15 protein-coding genes are annotated in these 15624 nt (G+C 33.9%); 3 read left to right on the forward strand and 12 right to left on the reverse strand.

The features are described from left to right. Entirely contained in the window at nucleotides 1–2154 is a 2154-nt protein-coding gene (locus tag OEA66_RS14545) for a DUF5689 domain-containing protein (protein WP_267282069.1), read from the forward strand. 57 nt (nucleotides 2155–2211) lie between these two features. Here OEA66_RS14545 and OEA66_RS14550 read toward each other — a convergent pair whose 3' ends face one another. The 6 genes from OEA66_RS14550 to OEA66_RS14575 all read right to left on the reverse strand — a co-directional run bounded on the left by OEA66_RS14550 (nucleotide 2212) and on the right by OEA66_RS14575 (nucleotide 6368). Beyond that, entirely contained in the window at nucleotides 2212–2622 is a 411-nt protein-coding gene (locus OEA66_RS14550; protein ID WP_267282070.1) for a DUF6896 domain-containing protein, read from the reverse strand. A gap of 62 nt (nucleotides 2623–2684) precedes the next feature. Next, complete coding sequence (locus tag OEA66_RS14555) at nucleotides 2685–3155, reverse strand: DUF6702 family protein (RefSeq protein WP_267282071.1); 471 nt, start codon at nucleotides 3153–3155, stop codon at nucleotides 2685–2687. A 57-nt stretch (nucleotides 3156–3212) separates the two neighbouring features. Then, entirely contained in the window at nucleotides 3213–3965 is a 753-nt protein-coding gene (locus OEA66_RS14560) for an LOG family protein (protein WP_267282072.1), read from the reverse strand. Nucleotides 3966–3970: 5 nt separating this feature from the next. After that, nucleotides 3971–4684, reverse strand: coding sequence for a nucleotidyltransferase family protein (locus tag OEA66_RS14565; RefSeq protein ID WP_267282073.1), 714 nt, complete (start codon nucleotides 4682–4684; stop codon nucleotides 3971–3973). 92 nt (nucleotides 4685–4776) lie between these two features. Further along, nucleotides 4777–5187 (reverse strand): RapZ C-terminal domain-containing protein, encoded by a 411-nt coding sequence (locus OEA66_RS14570; RefSeq protein WP_267282074.1) that lies wholly within the window; start codon nucleotides 5185–5187, stop codon nucleotides 4777–4779. A gap of 161 nt (nucleotides 5188–5348) precedes the next feature. Next, nucleotides 5349–6368 carry an aminoglycoside phosphotransferase family protein gene (locus tag OEA66_RS14575; RefSeq protein WP_267282075.1) on the reverse strand — a complete coding sequence of 340 codons (1020 nt, stop codon included), beginning with the start codon at nucleotides 6366–6368 and terminating at the stop codon, nucleotides 5349–5351. Between the two features lie 50 nt (nucleotides 6369–6418). Here OEA66_RS14575 and xrtF point away from each other — a divergent pair, with 50 nt between their 5' ends. Both xrtF and OEA66_RS14585 read left to right on the forward strand, forming a co-directional pair. Continuing rightward, entirely contained in the window at nucleotides 6419–6949 is a 531-nt protein-coding gene (xrtF, locus tag OEA66_RS14580; protein ID WP_267282076.1) for an exosortase family protein XrtF, read from the forward strand. Further along, nucleotides 6936–7382 (forward strand): exosortase F system-associated membrane protein, encoded by a 447-nt coding sequence (locus tag OEA66_RS14585; protein WP_267282077.1) that lies wholly within the window; start codon nucleotides 6936–6938, stop codon nucleotides 7380–7382. Before xrtF ends, OEA66_RS14585 begins: the two co-directional genes overlap by 14 nt. 145 nt (nucleotides 7383–7527) lie before the next feature. Here the strand turns inward: OEA66_RS14585 and OEA66_RS14590 are convergent, their stop codons facing one another. The 6 genes from OEA66_RS14590 to nadB form a co-directional block, all read right to left on the reverse strand. Further along, the gene (locus OEA66_RS14590) at nucleotides 7528–8520 is read right to left on the reverse strand and encodes a cation diffusion facilitator family transporter (protein ID WP_267282078.1); all 993 of its coding nucleotides are present in this window, start codon (nucleotides 8518–8520) and stop codon (nucleotides 7528–7530) included. Nucleotides 8521–8673: 153 nt separating this feature from the next. Next, the gene (locus tag OEA66_RS14595) at nucleotides 8674–9666 is read right to left on the reverse strand and encodes an aspartate-semialdehyde dehydrogenase (protein ID WP_267282079.1); all 993 of its coding nucleotides are present in this window, start codon (nucleotides 9664–9666) and stop codon (nucleotides 8674–8676) included. A gap of 32 nt (nucleotides 9667–9698) precedes the next feature. After that, a complete protein-coding gene (locus tag OEA66_RS14600) occupies nucleotides 9699–10130 on the reverse strand; it encodes a hypothetical protein (RefSeq protein ID WP_267282080.1) in 432 nt (143 codons plus the stop codon). Between the two features lie 90 nt (nucleotides 10131–10220). Continuing rightward, nucleotides 10221–12932 carry a TonB-dependent receptor gene (locus OEA66_RS14605; RefSeq protein ID WP_267282081.1) on the reverse strand — a complete coding sequence of 904 codons (2712 nt, stop codon included), beginning with the start codon at nucleotides 12930–12932 and terminating at the stop codon, nucleotides 10221–10223. Nucleotides 12933–13144: 212 nt separating this feature from the next. Then, nucleotides 13145–14005: a carboxylating nicotinate-nucleotide diphosphorylase gene (nadC, locus tag OEA66_RS14610; RefSeq protein WP_267282082.1), complete on the reverse strand. Its 861-nt coding sequence runs from the start codon at nucleotides 14003–14005 to the stop codon at nucleotides 13145–13147. A gap of 19 nt (nucleotides 14006–14024) precedes the next feature. Next, nucleotides 14025–15602, reverse strand: coding sequence for an L-aspartate oxidase (nadB, locus tag OEA66_RS14615; protein ID WP_267282083.1), 1578 nt, complete (start codon nucleotides 15600–15602; stop codon nucleotides 14025–14027). Nucleotides 15603–15624 lie beyond the last annotated feature (22 nt).

The raw sequence follows: 15624 nt of genomic DNA on the forward strand, positions 1-15624 counted from the left end.
ATGAAAAAATATAATTCAATTTTAAAATATATTTTCGTAATCTTTGCTGCGCTTGTTATTACGGGTTGTGTGCATGATGATAAATATGATGAGCCTAATCTTGATGATTATCAATGTAGAACAGCGAGTTATTATACCGATTCGCAGAATGGTTATGAAAAGTGGACATTGTCGCAACTAAAACTACAAACACAAAGTGTTGCTATTACAAAAAAAGCTTATGTTGAAGCATATGTATCTTCTTCTGATGAAACAGGGAATATTTATAAAACGCTTTATGTTCAAGACAACCCTGAAAATCCCACTGAAGGACTAACAATAAGTTTAGATGCAGTTAGTTTATATACAAAGTTTCCACAAGGTTCTAAAGTATATCTTGATGTACAGGGGCTTGCAATTACTACGTATGGTGGGGTAAAACAATTAGGTAAAATAACTCCTGCAGGAACTAGAGTGCCTGAAAAAGAAGTTAATATGCACATCTTCAGAGACTGTAATGTTAGAGCTAAAATTATACCTAAAGTAATGACATTAACTCAGATGGTATCAGCAAATGATAATCTTATCGGATGTTTAATTCAAATCAACAATGTAGAGTTTGATGGAAGAGCATTATGTACCCCTTATGCACCAAATTCTGTAACGGTAGATAAAACAATTGGTGAAGGTTGGGATAGCTCGGCTAATAAATATTTGAAAACGGCTGTTGTTAGAAACAGTGGTTATGCATCTTTTGCAAATCAAATAATTCCTGGTGGTAAAGGTTCTATGGTTGCTATCTTCAGTAAGTATAATTCTACTTACCAAATGTATATTAATAGAGTTACTGATGTTGACATGGAAACTCATAAAAATACTAGTGGAGTAATTGATTCTTATCCTCGATTAGATGGAGTTACTTCTAATCCGTGTCAATTTAATGCAAGTGGATTAACAGTAAAAACTATTGCAGACGTTAAACAATTAAACACTACTGCAAACTGGACTCAAATTACGGGAGACTTCTACGTAAAAGCTCAGGTTGTTGCTAATGATGCTACAAGTAATTTATATAAATACGTTTATGTAGAAGATGCTACTGGAGGATTAAGGGTAAATATGAATAAGCTAGATTTGTTTGTAGATAATCGCTTTAGACTTGGTAAAGATGTTTATATTAAATTAAAAGGTTTATATTTAAGAAGTGTAAATGGTGAAATTCAATTAGGTGGATTGTTTATAAGCGGAGGAGTTCAACAATTTGGACAGATTGAAGAAACTGAAATTTATAAGCACTTCTTTGATACTAATACTGTAGCTCGTCCTGTTGTTCCCACAGAAAGAACAATCTCTTCACTTACAACAGCTGATGTTGGAAGATGGGTAAAATTCAAAGATTTGCAATTTATTGATTCTGATTTAGGAAAAACATATGCAGTAGGTACAGCAGCTACTAATAGAACATTGCAAGACTGTTCAGGTAAAACTATTCTTTTAAGAACAAACGGACTTGCTGATTTTGGAAGTTCAGATACTCCTAAAAAAGCAAGTGCTACAGAAATTGAAGGAGGAAAAGGTGATGTTTATGCTATTGTAAGTATTTTCAATGGAACTTACCAACTTTGGATTACAAAATTGAGCGATGTTGATCTCGATGATCCAAGATGTGATGGTTCTGTTTATACACCACTTCCTGTATTATATAAAGATGATTTTGCAGCAGGAGGTTTCGGATCAGACTGGACGACTGTAAACGTTGCAGGTGCTCAGGTTTGGAATACCTCTAACCAAGGTAACGGAACTAATTACTATGCAGTAATGAGTGCTCCATTAGGAAGTCTTGCAAACGAAGACTGGTTAATTTCTAAAACAGTAAGCTTAGTAGGTAAAACTAAGGCAGCCGTAAGTTTTACAACTGATGTTCGTTATTCAGGACCTGCTCTTCAGGTTTATGCTACAGAAAATTATACTGGAAATCCTGCAACTACGACTTGGGTAGCTTTACCTGCAACATTGGATACCAATACAGCAGCATTCGGAGACTGGGTAAGCTCAGGAAACGTAGATTTAGCTGCTTTCTTAGGGAAAAACGTAAGAATTGCATTCAAATATACTTCTACAAGTGCTGCTGCAGCAACTTGGGAAATTGATGACTTCAAAATCAAAGGTCAATAATTAATTGATTCTTTAATAAATAAAAAAGACGAACAATAATGTTCGTCTTTTTTATTTTTAATATAAATTTCCTGTGACTCGATACACTTGTAAAACAACTCCGCCATCAATTAAATAAGCTAAAATATCTTGCTCAATTAATCTGTATAGCTCTCTTTCTAAAAGTTTGTCTGGCCAATCTTCTATATCGTACTGTGGATGTGTTTCAATGAATGTTTTAATAGGCCAAAACGAAAAAGTAATTTCATGAATATGATAATTATAATGGTATTCTATGTTGCCATTTTTCAAAGTACATCCGTTACCATGAAACCAATAAGTATAGTTTTCAACTTGCCCCTTTTTATTATAAGGATGATCTATTGAAGGCATAATTCTTTGATCGTATGTAAGATTGTATTCCTTACGTAAAAGAAATTCAAAATTTTTAATATCACTAATGAAATCAGATACAATTTGTTTTATCATTGTATAAAAATAAAAAAACCACTGCAACTGCAATGGTTATATAATTTTAAATCTAATACTTTCTAAAAATCCACTTCATTTACCTCTTTTCCTCGCTGAAAATTCATTGTTTTTTGATTTCCCTTATAAGCAATGTTCACTAGGTTGATTTGCTTTGGAAATGCGCTTAAAAGTATCGTATTTTTTATCTTTAGACTGTTAATGTCAGAAACGCCTCCAGTTTCAAAATATACCCAAACCGTTTCTCCACTTACCTGACTTCCTGTAAAGGTTAAAGTTTTCGGAGAACCATCTACAAATACATCAAAATTATTGTTTACATATTTTTTTACTTCCGCTTCGAAGCCGGCAGTATTTCTGTTGATTTTAATGGCATCAGAAATATGACTTGTATTCATTTTAGTGGTGAACTTTAAAGTTTTGCTTCCGTCGATGTAATCAACCTTCGTCATCGAAGAATAGAAATCAAAAACTGTGAAACTCATCAATATTAAAAATGTAAAAATACTCGATATATATATAATTTTTTTCATCTCAGTTTATAAATTTACAGCATATTGCTAAATAAAATTGGTCAAATTTAGTGCCAATTAAAAATTAACGTTAACAGAATATTTATCGTAAAAAGCTTTGATGTGTGCAACCGCTTCATCTGCGGTATCTACCACACGGTAAAGATCAAGATCACCTTCAGAAATCATCCCTTCTGTGAGTAAAGTTTCTTTAAACCAGTCTAATAAACCACTCCAAAATTCACTTCCAACTAAAACAATAGGGAATTTTCCAATTTTATTTGTTTGAATTAAAGTCATTGCTTCTGTCAATTCATCTAAAGTCCCAAATCCGCCCGGCATTACGATAAAACCTTGCGAATATTTTACAAACATCACCTTTCTTACAAAGAAATAATCAAAGTTTAATGAATATAATTTGTTGATATAAGGATTAAAATGCTGTTCAAAAGGTAAATCGATATTTAAACCAATCGATTTTCCTTTAGCATTGAATGCACCTTTATTTCCTGCTTCCATGATTCCAGGACCACCTCCTGTAATGACTCCAAAACCAATTTTTGTAATTTTTTCGGCAATTTCAACTGCCATATTATAATATTTAGTTTCAGGTTTCAATCTTGCAGATCCGAAAATAGAAACACAAGGTCCTATTCTCGCCATTTTTTCATAACCATCAACAAACTCAGCCATCACTTTAAAAACCATCCAGCTGTCTTTGGTAATGGTTTCATCCCAATTTTTTTCTCTCAGACTGTTTTGAAGTTTTGTTTCGTTAATATCTAATTCTGTATTTTCTATACTTTCGTCTCTTGTTTCGTCAGTTTTCATTCAAATTATTTAAAATATTTCTCTGCTTCGATGACAGATTCGGGTCTTCCTACATCCACTAAAATGCTGTCGTGTACAAAACCATGAATCTTTTCGGTCTGCATTAAATCCAGATATTCTTCCATCACAGAAAATTTCCCCGTTCTCTTAATTTTATCAAAAATTACAGGATTTATGCAGTGAACTCCGCTAAACGCCAAAGGTCTGAATCCCTTGTTGAATTCTGCAAGACGCTGTTCTCCGCTTTGTATATTAAGCCAACCTCTCAAAACCAAATCGTCATTAAATAGCAATTTTCTAGAACTTTCTCTGTCTGAAACCGCTAAGGTAACAAAATCTTTAATTTCTTTATGGTATTTTACAAAATCATCGATGTTTATATTAGTGAGAATATCCGCGTTCATAATCAGAAAATCTTCTCCGTGATTGAGGAATTCTTTAGCAAAAATCAAGCCGCCTCCGGTTTCCAATAATTCATTTGACTCATCTGAAATTTCAATCTTACAGCCGAAATTATCGTTTTCTTTTAAAAAGGTAACAATCTGATCACCAAAATGATGAATGTTAATGACAAAATCTGTAATTCCGAAACCTTTGAGATATTTGATGTTTCTTTCCAAAAGCGGAACTCCGTTTACTTTAGCTAAAGCTTTCGGATGATGATCTGTAAATGGTTTCAGGCGGGTTCCTTTTCCTGCAGCAAAAATTAATGCCTTCATAATATAGGTAATGAATAATTGGTAATGAGTAATTTTTAAAATATAAATAAATTATAGCGAAGCTAAAGATATTACTTATTGCACATTACCCATTACTTATGATTAAGTTGGTGCTGTTCATCATGATGAAGGCTGATTTCTACCTTTTCAGCATATTTTTCTTCGATAAAATGAGCGATTTTTATAGCCGAATAAACCGATCTGTGTTGCCCTCCTGTACAACCGAAATTAATCTGAAGGTTTTCAAAACCTCTGCCCAAATAATTATCAATGTTAATGGATACCAAGTTTTTAATTAACTCTAAAAATTGAGGCATATCAGTTTTTGTTTCTAAATATTCCTGAACACCAATGTCGTTTCCGGTCTGGATTTTATATTCTTCGACTCTTCCAGGGTTTAAAATCCCACGGCAATCGAATGTAAATCCGCCTCCGTTTCCGGAATCATCTTTCGGTATTCCTCCTTTTTTATATGAAAAACTGTGGATGTCTATGTGTAGCATATTTTTGGTTTTAATTAATTATTTTTGAACCATTAAGGTGTATTTAATTAAGCAGTTATGTTTAATTAAGAGTTTTGATAAATCAAAATATTAGTCGGGAATTTCTTTAAAATATTCATTGAGAAAGGTTTTTAATGATTTCGTGATGTTAAATGTAAAATTTATTGGTTCAAAATCTCTTCAATTTTCAACTTCGTCTTCTTCAAACTCAATTGGTCAATCACTTTTTTGAGCTCTGGGAAATCATTCGTCTGTTCCCAGTTTTGAGAAAATTCTGTAATATTTTCAATTCCTTTTTCAATGCTTGAAATGAAATGTTGTTTCCTTTGAATCAATCCACGGAAACCATAAGCTCCCAAAACCTGTAAGAACCTCATCATCTGAATTGGTTTCACCGAATTTTCTAGTTGAGTTTGGGTTTCATTATTTTCAAACTGTTGAATGTAGAATTCAAGCATTTTATTTTTGAAATCTTCAGGAAAATTAGCTTTAGCCTGAAACAGAAATGAAATGACATCATACATCAACGGACCCTTCATTGCAGATTGATAATCGATAAACGAAACTTCATTTTTTTCATTCACCATAATATTTCTTGCCTGAAAATCACGGATCATTAAACCTTTTGGTTCAAGGTTTTCGATGAGGTAAATGATTTTTTTGAATTCTTTCAATAGAGTAGACTTATGGTATTCCAGTTCCAAAACATCAGCGACGAAGTTTTTGAAATAATATAAATCGTGCATGATTGGAAGTTCATCATAAGATTCGTATTCAAAAGTCTTCTGAAAATCTATTTTTCCTTCTGTTTTTGTTTGAAGTTCGAAAAGCTTTGTGAGCGTTTGTTTTACCAAAGATTTCACTTTTTCAGATAACCCTTCTTCGGTAATAATCTCTGAAAAAGTTTTTCTACCCAAAAACTTCTGAATGTACATTTTTCTATCTTCTGAAACAGAATATATCTTTGGTGTATTCAGATTTAATTCAGAAAAAATTTGTGAATAATAAAGAAAACTTTCGTTTTCAGCAATATTCTCGTTGTAGGTAATGATGTATTTTCCATTTTGATTTTTAGCCCGAAAGTTTACTCTTGCAGAACCGCTTTGAGCAAAAGTGATAAATTCAGTAGATTTTTCACCAAAATGGTTTTCAAAAAATATTTTTGCGTTTTCCGAAGTCATAATATTGTAACAAATATACTAATTTACGTGCTAATTGCTATCTTTGCAGCATGTTAAAAGACTTTAAACCAGTTTTGGGGATTTTGTTGCGTTTTATCATCATTTATTTGGTGTTACTTTTTGCGTATCAGTTTTATCTCAACAGTTTTAAAGAATTTGGTCTTGATCCGTATTCCCGACTGATTGCAAGACAGGTGATGTTTGTGCAAAATGCATTAGGGTTTCCTTCTGCACTTTACGATGATGTTCCAAAGCAACAGATTTGGTTTCATGTAAGAACAGGTTTTGTTACCAGAATGGTGGAAGGTTGTAATGCAATCTCAGTAATTATTCTGTTTGTAGCTTTTATTTTTGCATTTTATAAAGGAACTAAAACTTTCGTTTTTGTAGCAGTAAGTTTTTTGATACTTTACATTATGAATGTTTTAAGAATTGCTGGACTTAATATCGTCTATAGTGATTACACTAAATATGGAAAGATGGCACATGATTATGCATTTCCTGCGATAATCTATGGAAGTGTAGTGATTCTTTGGCTGGTCTGGATTAAATTTTTTGCTTTAAAAAATGAAAATTCTTAGTTGGTTTTTAGTATTCCTTGGGATTTGTGGACTTGTGGGTGTAAGAATGCTCGAAGACCAGATTTTTTACGATCCTTTTCTGAATTATTTTCATGAAGGTGTTCAAAATATCACTTTTCCGAATTTTGAATGGGGAATGCTGATTGTAAGTCATGTTTTCAGATTTGTTTTGAATCTTATTTTCTCTTGCATCATCATTCATTTTATGTTTAAAAATAAAGAGTGGACGATCCAGGGAGCGGTTTTGATTACGATAATTTTTGCTATTACCTTTCCGATTTATCTCTTCTGTATCTACAATAAATTTGATATTGGATATCTTTTTTCTTTTTATATGAGAAGATTTGTAATACAGCCTATGATTTTACTTTTGATTATTCCTTTATTTTATTATCGAAGGCAAATTTTACTGAGAAATGTAAATCTGAAGTGAAAAAACTTTTCACTTCTCGTTTTAATAGCCCAGATCGCAGCGGTTACCCCACAGCACGCGTTGAAAAGTTAAGGGCTTTGATGTTGGAAAGCGCTGGAGCGAGGAGTATAAGCGTAGAGCTGGAAATAGCTCCTAAAAAAAACTATTAAACGGTGTGTTTCTCCACACTTGTTACATTTTCGGGAGTCCATTTTATACGTTTTACAAATGGTAATTCTCGCACAGGACAATCAAAAATCTGACAAACCGGACAGGAAATCGTCTTGCAATCATCCATATGGAAATTAAATTCGACTGTTCTTTTGGTATTTTTGGCCAATAACAGAATCACGTTTTCCATTTCCTGATGAGCTTCCCGCAGGCTGTAATAATAGGGTAGTGTGATATGCGCATCGATGTGAAGTGAGGAGCCGAATTGCTGGATTTTCATGTTGTGAATGTCAATCCATTCCGTGTGTCTGTTTTTTTCTAAAAGATCAATAATATTGTTTAAAAGTTCGGGATCCTGTTCATCCATAATTCCTCGCAGTGACTTTCTGACGATTTTGTAACCGACGAAAATGATGTAGAAACCAAAGATTAGGGCAACCACAGAGTCAATCCAGAAAATCTGGGTGAAGTAGACAATAATTAAACTGATTACAACTCCCAATGTCGTAATCGTATCTGACTGTAAATGTTTTCCGGAGGAAATCAGAACTAAAGAATTCTCTTTTTCACCTTTTCTAATAGAGATATAGCCTAAAATATAATTGATAATCGCAGTTGCTGCAATAATAGCAATTCCCCAATCCAGACCTTTCAGAACTCTTCCGGTCACCAAACTGTTGATGCCTTCGTAAATAATCATAATTCCGGCAATTGCGATGAGGGCGCCTTCTATTCCTGCGGTTACAAATTCTACTTTTCCGTGCCCGTAAGGATGATCTTCATCTTTTGGTTTTGAAGCTAAATGTAAAGAATACAATCCCATGAAAGCACTAATGACATTGACAATACTTTCCATAGCATCAGAAAATACGGCATCGGAATCTGTAAGTTTCCAAGCGATGATTTTTCCTACAAAGAGAATGATTCCGAAAACCGCAATGAGTTTTTGAAAACCGATTTTGTCTTTATTGATATTCTTTGTTATCATTTCTACATATTCATTTTTTTGATAGGATTTTATCCTATCCTTTAGAATGTCATTAAGTTTTTATCATCAACTAACAACTAAATACCGTCAACCAAAACGATTATTCGATAAAAAAAAGAATCTCTTTTGGAGACTCTTTTCTTTTTTGTTAGTTTATACTAAGTTGTTTGCTACCAAGTATTCTGCAATCTGTACTGCGTTGGTTGCAGCGCCTTTTCGCAGATTGTCTGCCACAATCCAGAGATTGAGTGTTTTCGGTTGTGAGAGATCTCTTCGGATTCTTCCCACGAAAACTTCGTCTTTTCCTTCTGAATATAAAGGCATTGGATATTCGTTGTTTTTAACGTTATCCATTACAATGACTCCGGGAGTTTCAGATAGAATTTTTCTTACTTCATCTAATTCAAATTCGTTTTCAAATTCGATATTTACGCTTTCAGAATGACCTCCCTGTACTGGAACTCTTACTGCAGTTGCTGTTAAATTAAATGTATCATCACCTAAAATCTTTTTAGGCTCTTTCATTAATTTAATTTCTTCTTTTGTATAATCATCATCAGAAAATACATCACAGTGTGGTAAGGCATTTTTGAAAATTTGATAAGGATAAACTTTAGCAACAGAATCGTCACCAGAAATTTCTCCGTTCAATTGATCTACAGCAGCTTTACCAGTTCCTGTTACAGACTGATAAGTAGAAACAATGACTCTTTTTAAATCATATTTTTTATTCAATGGACCTAAAACCATCACCAACTGAATGGTAGAGCAGTTAGGGTTTGCAATAATCTTGTCTTCTTTTGTTAAAACATCTGCATTGATTTCGGGAACGACTAATTTTTTAGTAGGATCCATTCTCCATGCTGAAGAATTATCAATTACGGTAATTCCAGCTTCAGCAAATTTTGGAGCGTATTCTAAAGATGTGGAACCTCCTGCAGAGAAAATTGCGATATCAGGTTTGGCAGCTATAGCGTCGTCGATGCTTACGATAGTATAATCTACCTGTTTATACTTCACCTGTTTACCAATAGATTTTTCCGAAGCTACCGGAATTAATTCTGTTACAGGGAAGTTTCTCTCTTCGAGAACTTTAAGCATCACTTGTCCAACCATTCCTGTTGAACCTACTACAGCTACTTTCATTGTTGTTTAAATAAAATTTAAGTTAATATAAATTAAGCTCCGAAGACTCTTGTCCACGGAAACGCAAATGCGAATAAACCTACTGCGATTAATCCCATGATTACAATTCCTAAAGAAATGGTATCATTAGATTTTACTTTTTTGTTAATGATTGTCATCAAAACCGCTGCAATAAGCATAGAAAATGGGTGTTCTACATACTGAAATCTCAAATCAGCGTTTTTCATTACTGATCCTATATCCAATCCTTTAGTAAAGTTCATAATCAGCATAATAATTCCGATTGTAAACTGAACGTGGAAAAAGATCATTGTAAATAAAGTAACTTTCTTGAGTAATTTATTTACTTTCCCGCTATATCCGAACATTACGGTTAACAAAGCGATGATGAATAGGGCGGTTAATCCAAGTTCCAAATAGGCAAAACCTTTATGGGCACTCAGTAAAATTTTGTAAAAATCCATACTTCTATTTTTTCTGTTTTAAAGTGTACAAATATAAAAAAATCCCAGCGATAAAGCTGGGATCTGGTAATATTAATAAGTTCTAAATTATTAGAATTTAAATGCAATTGAAGCTGCCCAAGTTCTACCGAAACCGAAGTAAACAGTATTGCTTGTATCTAAACCTTTGTAGAAGTTTAGTGGGTTATTGATGTAAGTATTATATGCAGCTTGAGCTTGTGCGTCTGTATTAGAAGACGTTTTGAAGTCTGCAACATCTTTAACGTGTGTAGAAGATTTACCATCAGAAATATAAGTAGTATCAAGTAAATTGTAAATATTTCCTGTTAATACTATTCTTTGCCCATTTCCTACTTTGAAAGAATATGACATACCTAAATCAAATAGATTATAGCTAGGATATTCTAAAGCTCCTTTTTTACCATTATTACTAATGGTTCCATTAGGTTGTACGTAGATATCGCTGAAATTGATTAATCCATAATAGTTGTCATAATAATTCCAGTTAGCAAAAACGCTTAGATCTTTAATAGGTTTTAGGGTAAATCCTAAAGCAGCAGTGGTTTGTGCAGCATCTGAAACTTTTACTTTATCTAATGCAAATTCTACATCAGTTCTACCGTTTAAGGCGATAGGAGTTCCGTTTTCGTCATAAAGATTTCCATTTGCATTCCCTTTGTATTTCCAATCTCCGATAGAGAACATTGCATTGAAAGATAAATAATCAGTAGCTTTTATTGTTCCTTCAAATTCAATTCCCATGTGAATTTCGTGAATACCTGTAAGGTTTGCATAAGGTCTGTTATAGTTTCCTCCTGCAGGATTTGGTACAGTAAGTCCCGTAAATCTATTATATCTGTCTTTCCAAGAAGTATAATAAGCATTCACGTTAGCATTGAAGATTCCACTTCTGAAACCATAACCTAGTTCTGCTGAAGCAATTTTCTCATTGGTTAATAGTGGATTTACAATCTGCTGATTTCCAGTAGCTCTTCCGTCATTTGTATTAATTAATGGGTTGTTTCCTGAAGCGGGAGCAAGTGGAGAGTTGTAAACAGAATTAAATAAAGGTTGCTTTTCATAATATCCAACATTAGCAAATACATTGTGCTGCTCGTTAATATTATAGTTAATACCAGCTTTAGCATTAAATCCTAAAAGAAATTTAGTGTCTGTTTTTTGTGTAACAGCTTGACCTTGTTGGATTACTCCGTCTTTTAACCAGTTATCAATTCTTTTATAACCCTGTTCTGAAACTGAACCTTGAACAAACGCTGAAATTTTATCATTTGAATATTCTAGTTGTCCGAAAAGTCCACCCCATAGTACTTCGCCATCATAGTTTCTGTAAACAATTTGATTTTTATCTTTTACAGATTTTACAAAAGGATTTGCTGATGGAGCTGCATTTTGAACTAAAGTTACTTCATAACCTCCAGGGTTATTCATATCATCTTTCTCAATATACTTATTATTTCCCCATAGACTAGTCAGTACACCTGGGTGATAACCATAATAATATCTTAAATCGATACCTCCTGAGAAGTTCCAATTTTGGTTAATTTTATGTTGGAAATTAGAAAGTAATCCATACCAGTCATGAGAGTTTACACTTGCTCTTCTTACGAGACCATTAGTTCTTGTAGCAACGCCAGGTGTTTTGTTTATCGCATTGATTCCTGTGTTATTAGCTACAGTAGGATTCCAAGTTACATTTTGTCCTTGGTTCCAAGCCTGAATATCATCGAATCTAATTAAACCATCAGCAGTTTTCGGAAGGTTATTGATGCTTGTACCGTTAATGCTTCCGATAACTCCGGTACCACCCCCTCTACCCCAAGATCCGTAAAGAACTGAAGATAATTTTGATCTTTCAGAGATTTTCCAATCCCAGTTAACTGATGCTACCGGTTTGCTGTAGAAGTTTACAGTTTGAGACATTACTTCGTCATTCAAATAACCCCAGTTAGAATTGTATCTTCTGTTTGGCTCATCTACACCATTTCCATATTTAATAAAGTTTGCAATTGAACTTTGGAAGTTCTGCATATGTTTTTGAGGTGCTCCAGTAAAAGTAAATTGGAAATCATGCTTTTCATTAGGCTGATAACCTAAAGCAAAATAATAGTTGTAAGCTTCGAATTCTGAACCATCAATATATGTTGATCCTGCAGTTCTAGCCATTAAGAATGAAGTAGACCAACCTTTAGCTGATTTACCTGTGTTGTATGAGAATAAAGTTTTTAAGTAACCGTCATTACCAACTCCTAGTAAGACATTACCTTCTCTTTTCTTATCAGCAGCTCTTGTTACAATGTTCACTGTTCCTCCAACAGAAGCAATAGCTAATTTTGAAGAACCTAAACCTCTCTGAATCTGCATTGCTGAAGTTACATCTGATAATCCTAACCAGTTACTCCAATATACAGCACCATCTTCCATACCATTAACGGGAACCCCGTTAATCATTACAGCAGTATTGTTTGTATCGAAACCACGGATATTCATACGGCCATCACCAAAACCTCCTCCGCCTTTTGCTGCGTAGATTGATGGTGTGGATTTTAAAATTTCAGGAAATTCTTGGTTTCCTAATCTTTCAACAATTTGTGCTTCTTTAATTGTAGAAACTGCAACTGGAGTCTTTCTGTCTTTAGCAAGATCGGCAACTCCTGTTAGCACAACCTGTTCAATATCTTTAGACCTTGTGTTAACAGTGTCTTGAACCTGCTGTGCATAATAAACGCTAGCTGTAGAAAGTGAAATCATCACAGTTAGCATCGATTTGTTGATTAATTTCATAATCGTAAGTAATAGTTAGAATTAAATTTTCAGCAAAATTCGACAAATAAAATTTAACTATTATTAACTGAATGTTAATTTTTAACGATTCTTAACAAAGCTTAATGTGTTGATTTTCAGTAAAAAATACAAAATGTGGATTTTCATGTGAAAAAAATCATATTATTTAATTTTTAACAAACAACCCTGGTTTTTATTAAAAATGTAATGATTTATTGATGCGCTTTTAGGCTTAAATCTATATTGTTGGCCGAGTGTGTAAGGGCTCCTACAGAGATATAAGTAACTCCTGTGGCGGCAATATCTTTCAATTGATTTCTTGTAATTCCGCCTGAAGCTTCACTTTCGCAAGAACCGTTGATCAATTTTACTGCTTTGGTCATTGTGGCAACATCCATATTGTCAAGCATGATTCTGTCAACTTTTGCATCAATAGCTTCTTGTACTTCTTCAAGATTACGGGTTTCAACTTCTATTTTAAGTTTTTTCTTAGATTTTTTAACATAGTCTTTTGCCATTTTCACGGCATTGGTAATACTTCCGTTGTAGTCGATATGATTGTCTTTTAGCATAATCATATCATAAAGACCGTATCTGTGATTGGTTCCCCCGCCAATAGCAACTGCCCACTTTTCGCAAACTCTGAAGTTAGGAGTAGTTTTTCTCGTATCTAAAAGTTTTGTTTTTGAGCCAATCAATCGTGAATCCCAATCATGGGTTAAAGTTGCGATACCGCTCATTCTCTGCATACAATTCAGAACTAATCTTTCGGTTGAAAGAATTGATCTTGCACTTCCTGTTACAATAAATGCAATGTCACCCACTTTTGCTACTTCACCATCTTTGATATAGTTTTCAACTTTTAAATTCTTGTCGAAAGTTTTAAAAATAATTTCAGCTAATTCCACACCAGCCAAAATGCAGTTTTCTTTAACTAAAAGTTTAGCACTTTGCTGAAGATCTTTAGGGATTGTAGACAATGTAGAATGATCACCATCTTGGATGTCTTCCTCCAAAGCATTTTTAATGAATTGTTTTAAAACTTTATCGGTAGCGTAGTTGGGTCTTTTCATGATTTTTATTAATAATCAATTATGCTTGAACTAAATCTTTATTGTAAAATGCACCTTTATTTTGAGTCATTTCCATAGATTGGGTAATGATTAGGTGAGCAACAGTTGTTAAATTTCGTAATTCTGAAAGTTGAGGTGAAAGAATAGAGTAGTGGTAAATCTCATCAACTGCAGCGGCGATTTCAGAATGCTTTCTTAAAGCCATTTTGAGTCTGCTGTTACTTCTTACAATACCCACTAGGTCGCTCATCATTTCCTGAAGTTGTTTTCTGAGGTAAGAAACAATCACCATTTCGTCAATAATTTTCATTCCTTCTTCATTCCATTCGGGAACGGCTTTTAAATCGTCGAAATTGAAATTGTTTTCTTTTAATAATTCTACAGTTTTCATGGCTGCATTGTGACCGAAAACCAAACCTTCCAATAATGAGTTTGATGCCAATCTATTCGCACCGTGAAGCCCGGAATTTGTGCATTCACCCACAGCAAAAAGATTATTTAATGAAGATTGTCCATCTTTATCAACTTCAATTCCACCCATCAAATAATGGCAAGCCGGAACTACAGGAATCAATTGAGTAAAGGGATCAACTCCTTCGTCTTTGCATTTTTTATAAATATTCGGGAAATGTTCTAAAAATTTCTCGTGATTCATTTCACGGCAGTCTAGACCAACAAATTCGTCTCCCGTAATTTTCATTTCAGCGTCTATGGCTCTTGCAACGATATCTCTTGAAGCCAATTCTTCTCTTTCATCATATTTATGCATGAATTTTTCGCCTCTCTTGGTTCTTAATTTAGCTCCGTCACCACGAACTGCCTCAGAAATTAAGAACAACATTCCATCAAGCTTGCTGTACAAAGCAGTCGGATGGAATTGATAATATTGCATATTGGTCACTTTTCCTTTTGCACGGGCAACGAAAGCGATTCCGTCTCCTGTTGCAATGGTAGGATTTGTAGTGTTTTTATAAACATGCCCGGCTCCTCCTGTTGCTGCTAGAGTGATTTTTGAAGTGATTTTTTTAATAGATTTAGATTTTTCATCTAAAATATAGGCTCCGTAACAATTAATTTCACCTTCATTTAATTCTTTTCCTGGAACGTGATGCTGAGTGATGATATCGATAACGTAGTGATGATCAAGAATTTCAATATTTGGGCTGTTTTTTACCGTTTGAAGTAAGGCTCTTTCTATTTCAAAACCAGTGATGTCTTTGTGATGTACAATTCTGTTTTCTGTGTGACCACCTTCTCTACCTAAAGCAAATTCTCCGTTTTTCTTGTCAAAATTTGCGCCCCATTCGACGATTTCGTTAAATCTTGCAGGGGCTTCTTTTACAACCATTTCTACAACATCATGTTTATTTTCGCCATCTCCGGCTCTCATCGTGTCTTCGATATGTTTGTTGAAATTATCGTTTTTAGAGTCGGTAACTACCGCCAAACCGCCTTGAGCGTATTTTGTATTACTTTCGTCTTCATCAGACTTTGTTACGATGATTATTTTGGCATCGGGAAATTGTTCGGAAACTTTTATGGCATAAGATAATCCGGAAATCCCGGAACCAATCACTAATACATCCGCTTTTATCATATTCTTGCTTTAAGACAATTGT

Origin of the sequence: Chryseobacterium luquanense (assembly GCF_026460945.1) — a bacterium.
Taxonomy (GTDB): Bacteria; Bacteroidota; Bacteroidia; order Flavobacteriales; family Weeksellaceae; genus Chryseobacterium; species Chryseobacterium luquanense.